The sequence below is a fragment of the Brevibacterium aurantiacum genome (assembly GCF_007558825.1).
In the GTDB taxonomy this organism is placed as follows: Bacteria; Actinomycetota; Actinomycetes; order Actinomycetales; family Brevibacteriaceae; genus Brevibacterium; species Brevibacterium aurantiacum_A.
On record NZ_VLTK01000024.1, the window covers coordinates 1 to 19,191 of the forward strand.

Annotated in this window: 23 protein-coding genes; 11 read left to right on the plus strand and 12 right to left on the minus strand. The window is 57.6% G+C overall.

Annotated features, from left to right (window positions below; genetic code table 11):
• The coding region (locus FO013_RS21325; RefSeq protein ID WP_143924573.1) for an IS110 family transposase at nt 1-359 on the minus strand (359 nt) is incomplete at its 3' end.
• A gap of 240 nt (nt 360-599) precedes the next feature.
• Here FO013_RS21325 and FO013_RS21330 point away from each other — a divergent pair.
• From FO013_RS21330 to FO013_RS21340, 3 genes are all read left to right on the plus strand, one after another.
• A complete protein-coding gene (locus tag FO013_RS21330) occupies nt 600-1,007 on the plus strand; it encodes a hypothetical protein (protein WP_143924574.1) in 408 nt (135 codons plus the stop codon).
• A gap of 104 nt (nt 1,008-1,111) precedes the next feature.
• Nucleotides 1,112-1,405, plus strand: coding sequence for a hypothetical protein (locus FO013_RS21335; RefSeq protein WP_143924575.1), 294 nt, complete (start codon nt 1,112-1,114; stop codon nt 1,403-1,405).
• 134 nt (nt 1,406-1,539) lie between these two features.
• Nucleotides 1,540-1,920: a hypothetical protein gene (locus FO013_RS21340; protein WP_143924576.1), complete on the plus strand. Its 381-nt coding sequence runs from the start codon at nt 1,540-1,542 to the stop codon at nt 1,918-1,920.
• A gap of 852 nt (nt 1,921-2,772) precedes the next feature.
• Here FO013_RS21340 and FO013_RS21345 read toward each other — a convergent pair.
• The 5 genes from FO013_RS21345 to FO013_RS21365 form a co-directional block, all read right to left on the minus strand.
• Nucleotides 2,773-3,189, minus strand: coding sequence for a DUF4383 domain-containing protein (locus FO013_RS21345; protein WP_260848322.1), 417 nt, complete (start codon nt 3,187-3,189; stop codon nt 2,773-2,775).
• 1,125 nt (nt 3,190-4,314) lie between these two features.
• A complete protein-coding gene (locus FO013_RS21350; RefSeq protein WP_143924578.1) occupies nt 4,315-4,869 on the minus strand; it encodes a pyridoxamine 5'-phosphate oxidase family protein in 555 nt (184 codons plus the stop codon).
• Nucleotides 4,870-4,896: 27 nt separating this feature from the next.
• Nucleotides 4,897-5,112: a hypothetical protein gene (locus FO013_RS21355; RefSeq protein WP_069601250.1), complete on the minus strand. Its 216-nt coding sequence runs from the start codon at nt 5,110-5,112 to the stop codon at nt 4,897-4,899.
• A gap of 409 nt (nt 5,113-5,521) precedes the next feature.
• A complete protein-coding gene (locus FO013_RS21360; protein ID WP_143924579.1) occupies nt 5,522-5,755 on the minus strand; it encodes a hypothetical protein in 234 nt (77 codons plus the stop codon).
• 327 nt (nt 5,756-6,082) lie between these two features.
• A complete protein-coding gene (locus FO013_RS21365) occupies nt 6,083-6,556 on the minus strand; it encodes a DUF2505 domain-containing protein (protein WP_143924580.1) in 474 nt (157 codons plus the stop codon).
• 160 nt (nt 6,557-6,716) lie between these two features.
• Here FO013_RS21365 and FO013_RS21370 point away from each other — a divergent pair, with 160 nt between their 5' ends.
• Both FO013_RS21370 and FO013_RS21375 read left to right on the plus strand, forming a co-directional pair.
• Complete coding sequence (locus FO013_RS21370) at nt 6,717-7,010, plus strand: DUF3263 domain-containing protein (protein WP_143924597.1); 294 nt, start codon at nt 6,717-6,719, stop codon at nt 7,008-7,010.
• Entirely contained in the window at nt 7,007-8,521 is a 1,515-nt protein-coding gene (locus FO013_RS21375; RefSeq protein ID WP_260848319.1) for an SDR family oxidoreductase, read from the plus strand. Before FO013_RS21370 ends, FO013_RS21375 begins: the two co-directional genes overlap by 4 nt.
• Before the next feature lie 130 nt (nt 8,522-8,651).
• Here FO013_RS21375 and FO013_RS21380 read toward each other — a convergent pair whose 3' ends face one another.
• The gene (locus FO013_RS21380; RefSeq protein ID WP_143924581.1) at nt 8,652-10,049 is read right to left on the minus strand and encodes an MFS transporter; all 1,398 of its coding nucleotides are present in this window, start codon (nt 10,047-10,049) and stop codon (nt 8,652-8,654) included.
• 605 nt (nt 10,050-10,654) lie between these two features.
• Between FO013_RS21380 and thpD the strand changes: the two genes are divergently transcribed.
• From thpD to FO013_RS21395, 3 genes are all read left to right on the plus strand, one after another.
• The gene (gene thpD, locus FO013_RS21385) at nt 10,655-11,557 is read left to right on the plus strand and encodes an ectoine hydroxylase (RefSeq protein ID WP_313900604.1); all 903 of its coding nucleotides are present in this window, start codon (nt 10,655-10,657) and stop codon (nt 11,555-11,557) included.
• A gap of 86 nt (nt 11,558-11,643) precedes the next feature.
• Nucleotides 11,644-12,033: a DUF2267 domain-containing protein gene (locus tag FO013_RS21390; protein WP_143924583.1), complete on the plus strand. Its 390-nt coding sequence runs from the start codon at nt 11,644-11,646 to the stop codon at nt 12,031-12,033.
• Nucleotides 12,034-12,136: 103 nt separating this feature from the next.
• Nucleotides 12,137-12,601, plus strand: coding sequence for an SRPBCC family protein (locus FO013_RS21395; protein ID WP_143924584.1), 465 nt, complete (start codon nt 12,137-12,139; stop codon nt 12,599-12,601).
• 239 nt (nt 12,602-12,840) lie between these two features.
• Here the strand turns inward: FO013_RS21395 and FO013_RS21400 are convergent, their stop codons facing one another.
• The 5 genes from FO013_RS21400 to FO013_RS21420 all read right to left on the minus strand — a co-directional run bounded on the left by FO013_RS21400 (nt 12,841) and on the right by FO013_RS21420 (nt 17,978).
• Entirely contained in the window at nt 12,841-13,551 is a 711-nt protein-coding gene (locus tag FO013_RS21400) for a glycosyltransferase family 2 protein (protein ID WP_143924585.1), read from the minus strand.
• Nucleotides 13,548-15,041, minus strand: coding sequence for a bifunctional PIG-L family deacetylase/class I SAM-dependent methyltransferase (locus tag FO013_RS21405; protein WP_260848320.1), 1,494 nt, complete (start codon nt 15,039-15,041; stop codon nt 13,548-13,550). Before FO013_RS21405 ends, FO013_RS21400 begins: the two co-directional genes overlap by 4 nt.
• A complete protein-coding gene (locus FO013_RS21410; protein ID WP_143924586.1) occupies nt 14,941-15,999 on the minus strand; it encodes an acyl-CoA dehydrogenase family protein in 1,059 nt (352 codons plus the stop codon). Before FO013_RS21410 ends, FO013_RS21405 begins: the two co-directional genes overlap by 101 nt.
• Before the next feature lie 181 nt (nt 16,000-16,180).
• Complete coding sequence (locus FO013_RS21415; RefSeq protein WP_186293261.1) at nt 16,181-17,269, minus strand: hypothetical protein; 1,089 nt, start codon at nt 17,267-17,269, stop codon at nt 16,181-16,183.
• 43 nt (nt 17,270-17,312) lie between these two features.
• On the minus strand, nt 17,313-17,978 hold the full coding sequence (locus FO013_RS21420) for a TetR/AcrR family transcriptional regulator (RefSeq protein ID WP_143924587.1): 666 nt from the start codon (nt 17,976-17,978) through the stop codon (nt 17,313-17,315).
• Nucleotides 17,979-18,241: 263 nt separating this feature from the next.
• On the opposite strand from FO013_RS21420, the gene FO013_RS21425 reads away from it, so the two are divergent.
• The 3 genes from FO013_RS21425 (at nt 18,242) to FO013_RS21435 (ending at nt 19,133) form a co-directional block, all read left to right on the plus strand.
• Entirely contained in the window at nt 18,242-18,553 is a 312-nt protein-coding gene (locus FO013_RS21425; RefSeq protein ID WP_143924588.1) for a YflT domain-containing protein, read from the plus strand.
• Between the two features lie 48 nt (nt 18,554-18,601).
• Nucleotides 18,602-18,874, plus strand: coding sequence for a GlsB/YeaQ/YmgE family stress response membrane protein (locus FO013_RS21430; protein ID WP_143924589.1), 273 nt, complete (start codon nt 18,602-18,604; stop codon nt 18,872-18,874).
• A 61-nt stretch (nt 18,875-18,935) separates the two neighbouring features.
• Nucleotides 18,936-19,133 carry a CsbD family protein gene (locus FO013_RS21435; protein WP_143924590.1) on the plus strand — a complete coding sequence of 66 codons (198 nt, stop codon included), beginning with the start codon at nt 18,936-18,938 and terminating at the stop codon, nt 19,131-19,133.
• The last annotated feature ends 58 nt before the right edge of the window (nt 19,134-19,191 follow it).

The following is a 19,191-nucleotide window of genomic DNA, read 5'->3' on the forward strand; positions in this document are numbered from 1 at the left end:
GTGTGCGGCATAGTTCTGGCGGTGTCGGCAATGATGAACGCATCCCGGGCATCAGTCTTCGTCTGCCCCGGGTACAGGTCGGCAGCCTTGCGCATTGCCAACCCCGGAAGGTAGGCAATATCGGCGCCACAATCTCTGGCAACCGCGACGGGCAGTGCCCCGATTGTGTTGGGCTGATCGACGATGACGAGCACTCGACCGCAGTCGTGTTGCAAGGTCGTGATCACGTCCCGTAGCGCAGTCTCGTCTTGCGGGAGTTCGTGATCGAAGACTCGCTCACCGGTCGGATCTAGTCCGCACCCATGGTGACTTGTTTTGCCGACGTCGAGGCCTAACCACACGTCGTATTCGTTGTTCATGACAGTCCTCCTCGACCATCCAAACCAGTGGCCGTTGGTTGTCATGACACCCGATGCTGGCACCCACGTTACGACGAGACCTCAGTACAACTGGGCCGAGCCCCTATCAGCAGTCAACGCGCGTCCTGGATTCCTGGCGGCACCACCCCCCGGATCATCAATGACAGGGCAAATCAGCCATACCAGGACCAGCGACCAGGCCCTGTTCGGGGCCTACCAATAAATATAGGGGCACCCCCCATGTTCGACCTCGCCCAATACCGGACCGAGCCCATCCAGGTCACCCTCAACGTCGCGGAACTCGTTCTAGTCGAAGAAGGCTCTCCTGGTGGCCCCAGGTCCTATGATGACGCCGTGTACGAGGCGAGGGACGACGACGATCTGGCAACGGAGATCTCTCATCAATACGTCGAGGCCTATAGTGCCTACGCTGAACGATTCACAGCAGCGGTCCAAGCCGAAGCTGAGAAGCATCCCGGACTCTCCGGCCTCGTCACAGTTACCGTTGACACCAACATCACCACTGGCACCTTAGACGCCCCTGGCGTAGAGAACCCTAGCGAAGGGGACAGTGACCCTCTAGTCTGGCACTTCTGGTCCAACGCGCGAGAGAACGTAGGCTTGCCAATGATCCAAGGGGGACCATGATGCGACGAATCTTCCGAATTCTCATCTTTCTCGTCTTTCTTATGATCTTCATCCCCCTTATCTTTGACTGGGCCGGCATCTAGATTGAAGAAATAGCTCCTGAAATGAACCCCGGACACATCGACACGCCCCTCACTCGCGCGCAGACACGCATCGAGGAGAGCTTCGCAACCATGGGAGGCATTACTATCTACCTCAGCGAGGAGGAGATAGCAGCGGACGAATGGCGCAAGCTCATACGCATGGTTGCACATGAGCTTGGTCGACCAGTCGAGACCTTCGCAAACGAGACAACCGTCGTCGGAGCTCTGAAAGACTGGCCGGCGACCGCGGAGGAACAGCAAGAGGCGAAAAGCAACCAGCGACGAGCCATACAAGCACTCAACGATCCTCTATGAGTCCCCGAAGAATGCCTCCCACGCGCTCACCTCGTCCTCAAGTAGCAGAGCTTTTACGATCCTCAGATTTGGCCCGTTTCGCGTTCTCGACCGCAAAACCCCGACTACCGCGACGCACTCAGAAAGACGGCAACGTGAACCGCGAACCAAACAGCCAGCAAACAGACCTTACCGCCGAGCTCGCACAAGCCGCGAGAGCCCTATCAGAGATCGAACTAATCAGATCTCACCCCGCTGATACTCAAGCACTGCTGCCGGATCTACGAACGGCCATTGACTCACTCAAGCAAGTCTCGGCCCAACTGAGCTGGTGGTACAACCGGTCTATCAGAGGCAATGACTACGCCGCCGACGTCGGAGCCGACACCGCTGTTGAAGACGCGGCCGCACAACTCCTCGCCGCCTCACGGTTCCTCTCCGCAGCACGAGACGCAGTAGGAGCTGCCGAGGAGGCCACCGGCGAGGTGCGATGGAAACGACGACGCTCAACCCCCACTTCGCATACCGACCAATAAGGCGAGAGGCGCCGTTAAGACAGACACTTCCCCTGCCACCACACATCCTCAGGGGATAGCCATATACCCAACGTCGAGCACCGACTATCCTTGAACTCAACATAGATAGCACCATCGAACCCTAGCCGCGTAGCGACTCCGTCCACGCCCTCGATCCCGTCACGCTCCCAAGCGATCCTGGCACGGACAGAAACAGGTGGCCGGTTCTGAAATGAGGCACGAGCGGGGAGAACATTGTTGATCTCCTGCCAGTACCGCCACGTCGCCGTACCCCAATCCTCATCACTCACAGTGCCATCCTTGATAGCTAACCGCTAGCACTCCGCAATCACACTGATGGCGGTGCAATGTCACTTTTGTCTACCTGAGGCCCACGCTCATGAGGAGACTCGTGTTTCACCGGAGAAGCCGACTCCTCACCCGACCCTGGTTGCTCTCGCATCGACTCGTCGAGGAACGCGACGGGGGAGGGCGCATTGGCGAGATAGAACCTCGCCAAATCAGACGACCGTAGGCTTGGGCTCGACTTGTCTCCGCTCTTATCAGGCAATTTCCTTAGCACTCTACAGAGAGCTACTGACCTGTCGGAGTCAGTGGGTTCGTCTACTCTCGATGAGAACCAAGCAGGTCATCAAATACAGGGGGAGGGACATATGACAGCACCGCCGACCGGAAGCGCTGATTCTCCCAGTAACGGACCCCGGCTGATTCTCACTTCTCGGCTACCGTTGCCAAAGTTCCCTACGGGAGACTCAGTGGGGGACTGATGCAGGGCTTGGTGACAGCTAGTCTGGCAGTGCACCGGAAATCCTTTCTCCTTGATTCAGTGACGTGGCAACGGTGGCCCGCGCTTCAGCGCGTGGTGCCCGCCGGTTTCACGTTGCGATGGCGGGAGAAGAGGATGGCCAACCCGACCATGGTGACGCCGAGGGCGAGATGGAGCCAGTCGTCAGCGGAGTTCAAGGGTACGAAGTTGGCCACGGACTCTTTGTTCACGGCGAGTCCGTAGATCCAGAGGACGAGATAGATCAGACCGCCGACGAGCAGGTACGCACGAGCAGCCCCGTACCGGCGTGATAACAGCAAGCCGAGAATGCCGTAGAGCAGGTGGACGATGTTGTGCAGAATCGAGACTTGGAAGATGCCCAGCAGCATTGCTTCGGAATGGTGGCCGCCGAAACTCATCGATTCGACATCCGCCGTCAAGCCAGGGATGAACCCGGCCATTCCTACGATGAGGAAAACAACTCCGTAGAGAAGCGCCGCGATTTGTGCTGGCGATTCGTTTCATTTTGGGTGTTTCGGAATTGAAGCGTTGGTACTCATCGAACCTCCGATGCATTGATGTTGATTTGTTGACCGTATGATGCACTCGGATTCATCCGTGAGAGAAGTTCTCGAAACCCGGATGATCTATTTATCACGTTAGGGGTAGTCCACGGTAGCCACAATCCCCTTCTAATGAAGCGCAAAGCGTGGTAAATGAACATGTGTGTTTGATTCACCCAGACACAGCGCAGTCGGGGAGTGGCCGCCAGATGCGACGTCGCTGACCGTCACGAAAGTCGCGCGATGCAGGCACGAATCCAACGATGAATGTGGAGGCCTTGACTGCCCGGACCCCGGTGGATAAACGAGACACTTGCAAGTTACGCGAGCCCTTGATGATCATGAGTTTTAGGACGAAATTGCTTGCCGACGCACACCAGGAGTGGCACAATAGTGTTCCCTTAAGAGAATAGGCCCGTGTCGCTGTATAGGTACAGCGAATTGAAGCCGATAGTTTGTTCTGCCTGCACACGTAGGTCTCGCGTTCATTGAAACTCCAATGAAGGAGGAACCAAGTGATTTCACTGCGTGAGAACAGTTCAACCGGCCAGGAACGTGAACCGAGGCGGCCATTGTCAGCTGCTTCAGGGCCCGTTTCCGAGCAAGCATTGCAGCGACTGCATGGTGCAGGGATCAGCTGGAGCCACTGGATCGACCGGTGGTTTCCAGGGGAGGCGTGGCAAGGCGATTCGTGTGGATGCCCGGATATTGCGTGCATCGATTTCTTCCACTCACGCGAGGAAGCATGCGGGTGTCTGAACACATGGATTCGCGAATACGAATGAGACCGTCTTGGCGCAGTTCGTCAGCGAGTTGCCTCGGGACAGTCGGACAAGTCTCGTGTTCCTGCCAGCGGGAACTGTGAAACGACTAAGTGTCGCGGCTCGGTCACTGTAGAAGGAAGCCGAGACGCCCAGATCCACCAAGGTCTTCTCCATTAGCCCCGGCTTCACAACCACCCTGGGAACAGGGGCGATGCCGGGGAACTGACTGACCGCCCCGTAACCCAAGACATAGTCGTCGTGCCGCAACGCTCGTCCGGTCCCGTCGCCAGCAATTCTACGTTCATGGCGAGGTGGCGGTCAGCGAACGGCTATGCATCGAGATGTCGAGCTTCTTCGACTCACCGTAATCAGGCTGTTGACCCTTCACACGAGCCTTGGCCATTTCGAACGCGTACCTCACTGCGCCGCCGTCACTGTTCCAATACTGTGCGGACTCCGCTTCAATCTTGAGTAGCGCCACTCCGGGCGTATCCACGCCATCGGGGAACCATGCCGACAGTGCCGGTCGCCACAGCTGCAGTAGCTTCTCTCGGTCCTGGACGATACGCCCGGTTCCCGCCACCGACACCCATGTGCCTTTGGTTTGGAAAGATGCATTGGCTTCGGACTCTTCCCTGAGCTGGTCAGCCTGCGATGAGCTCTGTGAGAAGACGAACCACAGATCACCATCGAACTCAGTTTCTTGAACGGCCATGGGGCGACTGACGAGCTTGTTGTCGTGTGAGATCGTGGTGAGCATCGCGAACTCAGCTTCAGCGATCATGTCTCTGAGTTTTTCTAGTTCTGCCGGGTCTGCCTTTACACCAGGGTCTGTGATTGCTTCAGGGTCTGTCATTGGTGTCCCTCCACCCTGCACGGTGTATCAGTTTTCTTCAGTCAGCTGCAACGCGATCCCGATCGCGAAAAATGTTGGTGCCCAGTGTCCGATGAAGATTCCCCACCTGTCTGCCTGGGCTTTGGAGTCTCCGGATTTTCCCCGACTGGTTGTCCATGACACCAGCGAGGCGCCAATGGAGACGAAGCCTGCTGTGTAGGCGTACTGGCTCTTGATGCCCATGTCGCTGAGTTTTTCGATCATGATTACACCGTTCCTGTTCGGGGGTGAGTATTGAACCGTATGGCTAAAAGCGGTGCTGAACGTCGATTGCAAGTCAACACAATGCCGTATTCCGAGAGTAACCATGTTTCGTTAGCCTGGCTAGCGGCTGTGCGAACCATCTTGCAGGCAAGCAAGGGAATTTCGTGCAGTGAATCGATTCGATTCCCCCGCCTGAGGAACGGTGTTCGAGAAGCGAGCTTTCTTATCGCCGTGCCTACTGGGTTCTGAGACTTCGACTGTCTCAGCCACACCGCTTTTTCATTTTCAGGCAATATTGCTCATCGCTGCCGCTGACTTCGCTGTCGAAGGCGGTGGTGGCACAGAAGCCGATGAACGGTCAAACAACGTTGTCTCTAATACTGGTGACTAACACGTGCTGATTACGCGACTACTGGCCTTCGGGCTCAATCTGGTGCGTCTGATCAATTGCAGTATGCGATCCATCAGGGTTGCGATACAGCGTCACCCCTTCACCATCGGCGGCTTCCTGCGCCCGGTCTTCGACAGCGTCTTCGGTGTAGCCAACTTGCGCGCCGTCATCGAGGTCTGATGTGCCGCCCAGTTTCTCCGTGGTCTCATCGAGTTTGGCCGCGATATCGCGCAACTTCTTCTCTGTACTCATGCTGGCTCCTTTCGAGGGACTTCATCCTAGCGTGTGTTCACCCGCCGGCGACTGTATGCCGGCCTTGTGCGCACAGCATCTCCAGGCACGGGAGCTCGTTCCCGCGGTTTTCGTGACTGTGTACTCATGCTTGAACACAGCCTGGGGATATAAGGTCCCGGGCTATGCCGCTCCGCCTGTTTGCCCAAGCCTCGACGGGGTGAGGACACCGTGAGCACAGGGGGAGAAGAGATGTGAAGCCGGAATGTTGTTCGCCTGGCAAGCGAAAAGAATGGGACGTATTTCACCAGATCCCTCGTGACATGACTCAACCCATCTGAGGCTGGCCTAGAGAGTCGGGAGGTGATCAAACCTTGTGGAGATCATCGACTCGATATGAGGGCGAGCACCTGATTCGATCGCGCGGCCAACGAATGGTAGCGAAGACGCAATCTCGATCAGGGCATGAAGGTCAGTGCAGTCCTCGACGTCCCGGACCAATGAAATCTCCACATGGACATCGATGGCAATGCCGGGGACTTCTGCTTCGATCTCCACGGTCGCTTCATCATCAGTCTCGGAGACAGGTTCGGAACTCACGTGTTGGACAACTCTGGCATCGGCACCCACAAAACTCTGTGCGGCCGCCGGCAGCAGGTCGCGTGCTAAAGGCATCGTGGCCGTCAGTCGAAGCCCGTCGGCTCGGCCCGACAGGATCTCCACGCTCGATCCGTCTGCACGCCAAATGTCCTTATCGGCGAGCACATCGAGAATCTGCGCTGGCCGCAATGCTATTTTGCGTTTCAGCTCCGCTCGTTGCATAGGCGCAAGTATGCCATGCCGAGCACGACCGATCGATGGCGCTGTTGTGTCTTCACATTCGGCAGGGACCAACCAGCATCAGGGGACCGCTAACTGAGGCGCAGCCATGGGTGACATGCACCTATACTTTCAGTATGTCTCAGGCGAGGTGGCAGGGCCGATGATTGCTGGTGATGCACAGCAACTCTCTGCCCATGATCGGATGATTCTCGATGTCGAGCGTGTTTCACCGACGCCTGCCGCTCGACGCCTCTTGTGTGATCGCATTGATTTGGCCCCTGAACGCTACGACACCGTGCTTCACGGTTTAGCTGATACTGATGCGGCATATTCGTATGCTCCTGAAGTCGTTCGCACAGTCAGACACTCACGATCTGAACGATTTCGCTTCCACCGGCGGGCGGGCCGCTGGAAGACCTGGGACCACATTGTCGAGAAGGGAGACCCAACGTGAGAGACAAATCACTGCCAGACGAGTTCATTCCCCACACACAGCACCCCCGTCAGGTTTTGGTCTTGGGAGCGACCGGGTACGTCGGTGGACGCTTAGTTCCGCGGCTTCTACAGGCCGGTCACACAGTCAGTGTTGTCGTACGCTCTCCCGACAAGCTCGAGACAGTACCCTGGGCCAGCGATGTCACGATCTTCCGGGTCGATCTCGATGACGGACACGGTTTGGTCGAAGCCATGGCCGATATCGACGTCGTCTTTTACCTGGTTCATTCAATGAATTCCGGGAGTGATTTCGAGTCTCGTGAGGCACTCGCTGCCACTCGTGTCGCCGCCGCCGCAGAGTCCGCTGACGTCAGGCGAATCGTGTATCTGGGCGGACTTCACCCGGACTCGGATTCGTTGTCTGCCCATATGCGCTCACGGGCCAAGGTGGGCCAGATTCTCCTCGATTCTTCCGTTGCCACGATCGTGTTCCAAGCCGGGATCATCATTGGATCAGGATCGGCATCGTTCGAGATGGTTCGTCACTTGGCCGACGAACTACGGTGGATGCCGGCACCGAATTGGGTCTCGAATCGAGTCGAACCTCTCTCCATTCGAGATGTCCTCTATTACTTGGTATCGGCCGTTGATGTCACAGCCGAGGTGAATCGGTCTTTGGACATTGGTTCACGTGACGTTTTGACCTACGCCGACAGCATGAAGACTTTTAGTCGGATCGCGGGCCTGAAACCACGGCACGTGTTGAAACTACCGCTTCCTGCCCCCACGTTGTCAGGAATCTGGGTAGGGTTGGTCACGCCTTTGCCGTTGAACTTAACGCTACCGCTGGTGCAATCGTTGCAAGAAGATGCGGTGACTCAAAATCGGGCGATTGACTCGGTCATTCCTATCCCACCAGACGGACTTCTCACCTACGAACAAGCTGTGAGATTGGCTCTCCGCAGAGAACAGGAAGGGGCAGTCGATACGAACTGGGATGCCGATACCGGTGACCTGAGCCGCGCGGCCAGTGCCCTTCCCAACGATCCGCAGTGGGCGGGACGACGCATGTATGAAGATGATCGCACATTCTACTTTTCCGATCTTCGTGCCGATCAATTGTGGAAGATTGTTGTCGCCATCGGTGGCGACCACGGGTGGTACTCATGGCCCCTGGCGTGGAAGATCCGAGGTCAGTTAGACAAAATCGTCGGAGGTGCTGGTCTCAACCGTGGTCGCCGCCTTCCCGACAGTCTCAGGGTGGGAGATCCGGTCGACTGGTGGAGAGTCGAGGAAATGGAACCGCCTTCGCGGTTGCTGTTGCGTGCGGAGATGAAGGTGTCCGGTGAAGCCTGGCTCGAGTTCATTATGGCAGACGATGAAGATGGTTGCTCGTTCCGACAGCGAGCCATGTTTATCCCTTCAGGGATACGTGGGCGACTCTACTGGGCGTCGGTGTCTCCGTTCCACCGGGGCATTTTCCCCAATATGGCCAACAACATTGCGCAGGCAGCGAGACGATTCGCATGACAGGCAACGAATCTTGCCGCGGCAATAGTGTGAGCAAGGTTGGTGCAGATGCTCAGTGGCGGACATGCTGTGTCGGTGGTGTCTGCTGTGTCCTCAACTATTCCGTGGACAGCATTCTTCGCCGACATTTTCAGGCCGGCACAAGATGCCGATCGCGGTCGACTTCTGCCAAGGGCCTACCCGCCATATTGCGTGCCAGGAACAGCGTCGGCACGCCGGCCACGACGACGATGACGGTCGCATAGATCGCCGGAGCCAGCGTCAGACCGGTGGAGGACATCAGTGCGGTCGCAATCAGCGGGGAGAGTCCGCCGAAGAGGACCGTGGCCACGTTGTACCCGATGGCCATTCCGGAGAAGCGGCTGGTGCCGGTGAACTGCTCGGGGACCATGGCCGCTGCCACAGCACTCCATCCGGCGGCCGGCACCGCGAGGAACGCCACGCCGAAGATCGCGACGCCGGAGTTCCCATCGGCCAACAGCGCGTAGGCGGGAATGGTGGTGAGGATGAAGACGGCCATGAGCACCGCCAGAGTCTTCTTGCGCCCGAAACGATCCGAGGCGATGCCGAACAGCGGCGTGATGACGATCGCCACGACGGCGGCGATGGTGCCCAACGCCAGTGACCCGGAGTTCTTCACCTGGGAGACCTCTTCGATGTAGGTCGGCACGTAGGTGATGTTGAGGAAGTAGCTGACCGATCCGATCGAGGAGATGAGGAACGCGACGAGAATCGCGCGGGGCTGCTGCAGGAAGGCGATGAGGAGCGGGGAGCGACCACGTGAGACCGCAGGCTTGTCACTCTTCGCATTCTGCGCCTGCTTCGTCTTCTCCGCTGCCTGCAGGCGTTTGAAGGTGTCGGTCTCCTCCATCATCCGACGCAGCGGGATCATCAGAGCCGCGAGGAGAGCACCGAGGATGAACAGGACGCGCCATCCCCAAGTGCTCATCGCCTCGGCGGACAGGGTGCTGGCCAAGAATGCTCCCGACCCGACCGCCAGGAGGGCACCGACCTCGCTGTTGGCCGCAGCCCAGCTGGCTGCGAGCCCGCGGCGTTTGCTGCCGGCCGATTCCATCAGGAAGACCATGATGCCGGTGTATTCGGCACCGACGGAGAATCCGGACAGGCAGCGGAAGAAGACCATGCCGATGCCGGCCCAGATGCCGATCGTGTCATATCCGGGCATGATGGCGATTCCGAGCATCGCGACGGCCATGAGCACGGCAGAGACGACCAGTGCGGACTTGCGGCCGACCCTATCGCCGAGGTGGCCGAAGACCATGGCGCCGAGCGGTCGGAACAGGAACCCGGCGGCTCCGACGCCAAGGGTGAGCAGGAGCGAGTCAGGCCGATCGCCGAAGAACTCTTTGGTCAGGATGGTGGCGACATAGAAGAAGATCGAGAAGTCGTACCACTCGACGATGGTGCCGAAGGCCGCGACCAGCATGGACCGACGGCGCCCTTTCTCTTGCTGCGGGCTGGGGCTTGCTGCGGGGTCCGATGGGGCCTGCGGTTCGAAATCTGACATCGACGATTCCATTTCATAGGGAACACTGCGATTGTATTGTCTGAGATTACTCCGACATTTGTATTGACGAGGAAAGATCCCACAGTACTCCCGCATGAAAGTCGGGTTGCATCTGGAGTCGTGAAGAAGTGACTGATCAATCCTCCGATGCCTGTCTGATCAAAGATCGTCTGTGCATTATGTGAGGCACGAAAACCTTCAGCTCAAGAAGCAACCGAGAGGGAACGGTAAATCAGAGAGCCCCGAGGCCTTCCGTGAAGCCGTGCTTGTTGTATTCGCGGGTCGCGACGATGTCGCTCGAACATCGCAGAGCACGGTCACTCATCCACACAGCCACAACCTAAGACATAAGGCGCTTCCGGACACCGCGACCTGTAAATTCTGGCCTCCGCTGCTTGCCTGCGTGTCGACGGGCTTCACTCGTAAGGGGTGTTGCCAATGTAAACATGGTTGGTAGCGTAGCTGTTACTGGCGAGATCGTTCTGGCCACCTGGGAAGAAGTCTCTTGTCGGGAGCAAGGAATTAAGCTCCTCAGATTTGGAGGCATAAGAGCCCCTGAGTTCTCTTCCTCTGGTTCGAATGAGTCCACGGCAGAAAGGATGACAATGACTACCACAGCATCAACAGTGCAGGATCTTTATCCCACTCGCACCGGCGAGAGAACTGAAGTCCTCGATCGCAGGGGTCCGATCGCCTTCGGTTCGGCCGAACAAGGGCCCCTCGATGCGGCGACCCTGCGACACTACGAGGACAAAGGGTATCTCACCGTCGACGAGCTCATCTCGTCTGAGGAACTCGAGGCGTTCCGAGCCGAGCTTCATCGCCTAGCCAACGATCTGGCGATCAAGGCCGACGCCGCTACTATCGTTGAGCCGAAGTCTAACGAAGTCAGGTCGATCTTCGATATCCACCGCAGCAATGAGATCTTTGCCAAGATCGCCAACGATCCCCGGGTGATCGCTCGCGCCCAACAGCTGTCGGGGTCCGAGGTCTACATCCACCAGAGCCGCATCAACTACAAGCCCGGGTTCGTGGGCAAGGAGTTCTCCTGGCACTCCGACTTCGAAACCTGGCACGCCGAGGACGGCATGCCCGAACCGCGTGCAGTGAGCCTGTCATTGTCGCTGACCGACAACTACTCGTTCAATGGGCCGCTGATGATCATGCCCGGTTCCCACCAGCGCTACATCAGCTGTGTCGGCGGAACCCCGGAGGACAACTACAAGAAGTCACTGGTCATGCAGGGCGCAGGAACACCTGACCCGCAGACACTGAGCAACTTCGCCGATGAGTACGGCATCGATGTCCTCGAAGGCCCCGCTGGCGGTGCGGTCATGTTCGACTCCAACTGTATGCACGCCTCGAACGGCAACGTCACACCGTACTCGCGTTCGAACATCTTCATAGTCTACAACTCGGTGGACAACACGTGCGTCGAACCTTTCGCCGCACCGAAGCCGCGCCCCGAGTTCGTCGGCAGCACGGACTTCACTCCGGCCGGTCTCTAAAAGCTCCGTACCCGAGACATACTCCTCCACGGAGCGCTCGTGCCACCAGAGCGCTCCATCGCCGGACTAAACGAAAGGTGAAGCTAATGAAATATGATGAACTCATTGCACAGGTACGTCAGACGGCTACGACGTTCGAAACCAATGAGCAAGCCGAGAGTGCGACGCGGACCGTACTGACTGAGTTGGGAAAACGTCTGGGCAACAACGAAGCCTCCGATTTGGCCGCTCAGTTGCCGCCGGAGCTCAAAGACATCCTCACCGACAACAGCGATAATAGTGGCACCGTCGACGACCTTGACGACTTTCTCCGCCGAGTTGCCGAACACAAAAAGGCAGGCACGACGCCCGAGGAGGCACTCGATCACGCTGCCGCCGTCTTTTCGACGTTGGCACAGTTCGTGTCCGCCGGCGAACTCGACGACCTCAAGTCTCAGTTGCCAGCGAGTTTCTCACAACTGCTTAGGGCTGATTGAGCTGTCGACCGCGACATCAGTGGCGGGCATCGCGCACCGAGAAGACGATGCAGTGATGCGATGCCCGCCAACCGAGTAGAACCATGAGCAGAAGAGGCTAGAAATGACAGACACTATGATCACAGCGTCAAGAACGCTCGACGCGTCGACCGACTCAATCTTCGACGTGCTATCTAACCCGGAGAACCACGCCCTGATCGACGGGTCAGGAATGGTGCAATCCGATGACAAGACTGACCGCATCACCGGGGTCGGGCAAGTCTTCAGCATGAACATGAACTGGGACAAGCTTGGCGGCGACTACAAAACCGACAATCACGTCATCGGCTTCGAACAGAATAAGCTTCTGGCATGGAAGACCGCGCCCAGCGGTAAACAGCCTCCAGGCTGGGAATGGGTCTGGGAACTCACCCCCCAGGGCCCTGACGCCACTGAGGTCAAGGTCACCTACGACTGGAGCGCTGTGACCGACAAGGAGATCCTAAAAAAGATCAGCTTCCCCGTCATCGGGCAAGAAGCGCTTGAATCTTCCCTGGGCAACCTCGCCTCTGCAGTTGCTGAAGAATAAACACACCGCGACACACGCCCTGGCAATTCCGGCTCGTGATCTTCTCGGCACTCAAGCCGAGCAGATCACGAGCCGGAATCGTCTCCGCTGGACCAGATGAACTCCCAAATTTTTGGGCACCTATATTTCCTCAGCAGTAGAGGAACTACTGAAAGTAGCAGCACCCGGCGAGTCATTGGCCCGAGCGTCTGGCTTGAGTCCAGGTGCCGCGAATTATTCAGTGAGCAGTGTGGGGAGTCTCATAAGAGACTCTGCATATAGGCGTTGAAGCCTCCTCGGACTCGCCCCTCCAGACGCGCGGAGGTGAGAACTCTGCACGCATCGGTGCGTCTCACAATGCCCCCAGCTTCGAGTACCGCAGCAACGATTGCCGTGTCTTCCCCAAGCGCAAGCTGCGGTATTCCGTCGATGATTTCGAGGTAGGAACCGCGAAGGCCCAAGTTCGCACCGAATACATGAGGGTGATCCTCGAACAGTTCGTGGCGGGAGTGCCATTTCGCGATGAGTTCTGGAGACCCTGTATCAGGTCTGGGAGAAACAGTGCCGACCAGGCAGTCCACTCCTGCTCGTGCCAAGCCAATATGTGTCGCCACCCAGTGGTCGGGGACCCTGCTATCGGCATCAGTCAAAGCGATCCACGTCGAGTCGAACTTGGCGTTGCAGTCGGCCCCGACCATCTGCATGAAGTAGTTCCAGGCGAAATTCCGCGCGAGACCGACGTTCTTGAACGACGTGGTCAGTGCCGTGACGTGTGGATGCTCACCGGCAAAACCTTCGACGAGGCCCAGCGTGCCGTCGGTACAGGCGTCGACAACGACGAGGATCTCATATGAGAACTGCGCAATCTCTGCGGGCACCTGCGCAAACGATCGTGTCACCGAGTCGAGACACCCAAGAATTTCTTCTTCCTCGTTATAGGCTGGGATTATCACGCCCAAGTGCACGATCATCTGGTCGCTCTCTCAGGCTGGGCCTCAGCGTCTTTGTCGACAGTCACGATATCGAGACGGTATTCGGCCTCGGTGCGAAACTCGATCCGAGGCCGGTTCCAGTAGCTCAAGCACGCGTCGTGGACTTCATCGGCACTGAGAGGCCAATCTTTGATTTCACCCTTCCAATGACAGAGCACGAGCACGAATCGCGATGGGGTCGCTCCGTCGATTCGTTCCAACGTTCGCAGCAGCTGTGAATGTGTCAGGTAGAAGCCAGTCTCGGACAGGACGACGCAGTCGAAATGTCCTTCGGGCCACTCGAATGGGACAGTGGCATGGACGAAATCGATTGTTGTGGGGGCTCTCAGCAGATGTTTCGCTGTTTTCAACGCCTCGCAGCTGGTATCGACAGCTGTCACTTTGGCACTGCAGGCTACGAGATCTCGAGTCAAGGCGCCGACTGAACATCCGATCTCAAGAATGTGGGAGAACGAGTTCGACGGAAGCTGGGCGACAAGGGTCTCGCGTTTGTCAATTTCGTATTTAGATTCCCACACCCTCCAGGGATCCGAGCGTTCCTGATGCACATCATCAAACACGGTTGACGCAGTACACGCGTCGTTGACTTCCGGACCTATTCCATCCTCGCCAGTGCCTGTCCACGTCGATCTAAAGTTCGTGATGACAAACGTATCGCGGCCGCGAGCAAAGTGCTCCAAATGGGCGCTGGTGAGGATCGCTTCATCCCCACAGTGATCCGACAGCGGCCGTGTCTGTGACTGGTAACAAGCCAATAGTGCGTTTCGGTCAAGACCTCTCGGATCGGGTAAGACGTTCCAGGAACGCCATCGAGAGTCTGTGGGAGCGGCCCAGTGCCAGAACCAGATGGGATACTCAAGCACCACGGCATGACTTGATCGCCCGACTTCCAGGGCCGAAGCGCCCACTGCCTCGTGATCACAGTGCCCGTCCAGGCTGTAGGGAGCGATCAGTGTCACCGGCCCGAGCGATCGCGCAATTTCCTGTCGAATCGCGTCCTGGATCTGGTCTGTATATTCGGGCAGTTGACCGTCGGGTAGAGCGAGAAAGCGGCTCGAGTGCGCCTCGTTGAGGATGCTCAACGCACGATCGAATTCCTTGATGCGAATACTTTTAAGTATTTCACGGGAATGTGTCGGCGAATCGGGGTGCGAGTTCTCGCCTGCGCTGAAGAGTAAGACGGACACCTGGCAGTTCCACTCATCGGCACGAGACAGCAGGGCAGCGGCACCGAGGGCCTCATCATCTGGGTGTGCGGCAAGGACAATGATGGTCCCGCCCTCGATGACTGTACCGTCGGGCACAACCGGAAGCTCGAGAACTCCCGCCTGCACCCACGCCTCTTCTTGTACGCTGCGGTCTCGGTGGCTAAAGCCCACTGGTACCTGATTCACTGCTGATGTCCTCGCCGAGGGCTGCTTCGTCTCGAGGCCCGTGATGCTGACTGAGGTAGACGGTGAGATCGGCATCAGCTTTCGCAAACGCTGCGTCACCCGTCAAAGCTGCGGGCCCGGCGAGTTCTTTGCTCAGCAGCTGAATACGTTGGACACTGCGATACACAGTGTTGCGAACTCTCAGAGCCAGCCTCCACGCCTCAGCACGCGAGAACTTGTGGTCTCCATCCGCGGCGGTAGCGGCCTGCGACAAGATGGTGCGGACCGCGAAGACCTCAGCATCAAGCTGACCGAGCTGCATTTCGCCCATCGGCGACGGACCGGTCCGCCTCAGATGGACTTGGGCAGCACTCCGTGCCATTCCTAAGGCTCCACCGAACCAACAGGCTGCCACTCGAATTCCGCCCCACGCGAAAGAGGGTCGGTCGAGATACCAATTAGGTGGGCCAACACTCGTCGCCGGTGCGCGGTCGAAGGCAACTGAGCCGCTCGGGATCTCTTTCAGGCCGAGACTCGGCCAGGCGCTTGTTTGCGGTCGCACCCGAGGGTCTCTCAAATTCACTGCGCATGCTCGGTTGCCGTCACTGTCGCTGGCGATGACGATCGCATGGGAGAGTTCCGTGGCCAGCGAACACCATGCTTTCTCGCCGATAAGGACGGTTTGAGCACCGTCTGCGGTCGCAGTGACGCGATGTGTGGGAAGATCAGCCGCGTACACTCCCCAGGCGGAATGTGGGTCAGGTGCTTCGTGGCCGGCTTCGGCGAGGATGCCGAGAGCATCGACGTGAGGTTCAAGCATGCGAGCGACGCCGGTGTCGATCGCGGCAATCTGAAGCAGCCTTTCCCACTGGTCGGTGTGGGATGTTTGCCCCGTGAGTTGAAGAAATCGGGCAAGTGCGGTGATCTTTTCACCTGTGGGCGCATCGCTCGTGACGAGCTTGGTGAGATTACCCCGGAAGGCAGGCGCGTCCCACCACGGGTCGAGTGGCGATGTGATGATGCGGGGCGAGGTTGTGTCGAATTGTGTATCCATGTCACGTCCTTTGGGGAAAGCAAGTGTGTCGGAGCTCGGAGTGTGGTTAATGTGAGGGAGACCTTCGGGTGCGATGGCTCTGAAAATGCTTGCATCTCATGTGTGCACGGATACTGAATTTCGTCTGCTTCTACCTCTATACGTTGAAGTTCAGGTTCGCCAGAAGTGAGGTGGATTTCAGCTAGCTGTTTTCGGCAACATCATCGGAATCTGTGCTGTTGTCTGTGTAGACTCGTTGCCGCAACCGCTGACCATGGGTCAGCCTTTGCACGTCGGCATCAGTGTCGAAGCTGGCCCCGATGCCGCCGGCGACCACACCCATCGCTGCGCTGAGCCATGCGATATCGAGGTAGTTGGCAAATGACGAGTCCTGTTGAATCTGTTGGGTCATGAATTCGGGATCGATGACGACGAGGCCACCTAAGAGAATAAGGACGACCAGAGTTGCGTAGAGAGCGATGACGGTGGTCAGGAGTGTCAGGACAGTAGAGAGGTTGTAGTACATGACCACCGTCGCCAGTCGTTCACTGACCGGTCGATCCCAGAGTTTGTGACTGACGATTAACCAGGCGACCATGACGAGGATGGCGACAGCGCCGATTGACAGTAGCCGAGGGGTGGACAGGTAGGTCGACATTTGCCAGATCGAACTGTAGAAGATGCCGAATGCTCCGGTAGCCGAGGCTGCCGCGAGTGCTCCAGAGAGCTTCGGAGCCGTGCGCCAGGGCTCGTTGGCAATTGTCATTCCTAAAATCAGTCGCGGGCCTCCGGTGACGGTGTGAGCGTGCAGGGACTGATGGTGGGAGTCTTCATTGTTCGACCAGTTGGACCACCCGAGCAGAAATTTGCGAGTGGTGGCTTCGGGGTCCCAGGGGACTAATTTGTTGACCGAGCTCATCATGACTTTGATGATGCGGCGCTTGGTGGCCCAGGCTCCGAGTGTGGGGCAGGAGACGACTGCAAGGTTGCGGTCGGAATGGACCTCGGCGATCAGAGGATCGCCCTGGGTGTGGCGCGGTATCTCTGTGAGAATCAGGATGATGTTGACGTCAGGGTAATCATCGCGAAGGTCATCAACCGCGCCCAGGGCCAGTTCGCGCTCGGGGGTCAGCCGAATCGTGTCGGTGAGAGTGTGCAGTGTCGTCGTGACCCCATACGCCTCGCGTAAGTAGCGTTCCAATGTCGTGTGGATGGAAGCAGCTCGCCGACTGGGCAGTCCCGGATCAGCAACGAGCAACACCTGAAGAGCCTGCGATGTGGTGTCGCGCATAATGGTCCTCCGCAACTCGAAGGACGAGCTGTTTCGAAAGTGGTCATTTGGTCAGAGTCGTGCGGATGCGTTCGATGAGATCATCGAGGGCATCGTCGAACTCCCGTTGAGAATGATCTTGACCCAGGAGCGCGCTGAGCCTGGTCACTGTTGGGTAGTCCGACAAGTCGGATTTTTTGTGCGCACCTTCGTCGCCATCGAAGCCGATCACGTGGTCGAGGCCGGTGGAATGAACCTGCAGCAAAAGATCGCCGATGAGGAAGCTTGTGAATGCTTTGTAGGCGCTGACTGCATTTTTATCGGAGAAACCGAATCGTTGCAGTGTGGAGAGAAAGTCTTCGACCCATCGCAGACTGCGCAGCGGGGGCCGTAACCATGGAGCCTCTGAAGGTTGAGTGGCGATCAACGGGAAGATCTCGGGGTGTTCGCGGGCTAGTTGCAGGGTCGAGTTGGCGACGCGCTGGAGGTAGTCCTCCCATGACGTCGGTGTCTCGATCATCAGGTCATTCTCGAAGAGATTGTCAATGAGGTTGGCGACCACGCCCTCAAGGAGATCTTCACGTCCCGAGACATGACGATATAGGGCCATCGCCTCTACCCCGAGAACGTCGCCGAGACGACGCATAGTGAGGGCGTCGAGACCATGTTCGTCGACGAAAGCGATGGCTGTGAGCACAATGTGGTCTCTGGTGAGGCGTTTCTGGGCCATGGATCCCTCCCTGCCCGATTTCGTGGCGCTGTTCCTGCTCGAGCAAACAACTGCTGAGCACCCACAAGCAGTCTATGCGTTTGCGTGCCGAAGACGTAAGCCCCCTTTCCGTTGCGCTTACGGTGTAAACATGCCATGGTGGACGACGGTACCAGTAAGAGGCCTGCAACAAAAGCGAGCTGGTTTAAATGAGGGTAATCATGGTCGCGCCGGCACCCGGCCTCTGCTAGCCTGATTACGCCGTAAACATTAAGGAGAAACACATGAAACCTGCAGTCAAGGAATTCCAAGACGATACTGAACTCATGGCCGAAGTCAGGCGCCAGGCATCAAACGGGATCTCCAAAGACGATCTGTACGTCATCTCACATGACGATGATCGCACCGAGCGCGTGGCAGATGCTGTTGATGCGAACGAGCCTGACGACCTCAACGAGTTGGTCGGAACCCGATACACCAAGAAGGGTGAGGAGCTGCGAGCGATTTTCGAAGAGTTCGACTTCAGCTCCGATGAAGCCAGCAACCTCGAAGAGAAACTCGACCACGGCAAAATCCTGTTGCTGATCAACACCTAAGTGCTTGGTCCAACTGATCAATCGTCACAACTGACTAAGGAGAACTGAATGGGTGTAATCGCGTACCTGGTGCTCGGACTGATCGCAGGAGCTATCGCCAAAGCGATCTTACCGGGCCGTCAGGGAGGAGGGTTGATCGCGACGCTGATCCTCGGTGTCGTCGGCGCTCTCATCGGCGGCTGGCTGGGCGGACTGATCTTCGGAGAAGGAGTTGGCTCATTCTTCTCGCTATCGACATGGCTCTGTGCCATTGGTGGCTCCATCATCGTTCTTTTGGTGTGGGGCCTGTTGACAGGGCGCACACGGACGGCGAAGGCATAGCCGATCTCACCGGTAGCATCGGACGCTTTTGGCCGATGTAGTGAAATTGAAAGGAAAAGCAATGAACGAAAATTCTCATAAAGCAGAAGAAATTAAAGGTAAGGCGAAGACCGCTGCTGGCAAAGCCACTGGCGACAGGAGTCTTGAAGCCGAAGGAAAAACCGATGTCGTCCAGGCTGAAGGAAAACAAGCCGGCGACGATGTCAAGAACACTGCCCGCGGGGTCGCTGACTCGCTTAGAAACGGTCCGAAACACTAACAGTGTCGGTTCTGGGGGATGGGACATCAGTTCCCATCCCCCGGATAACTGCCTAACG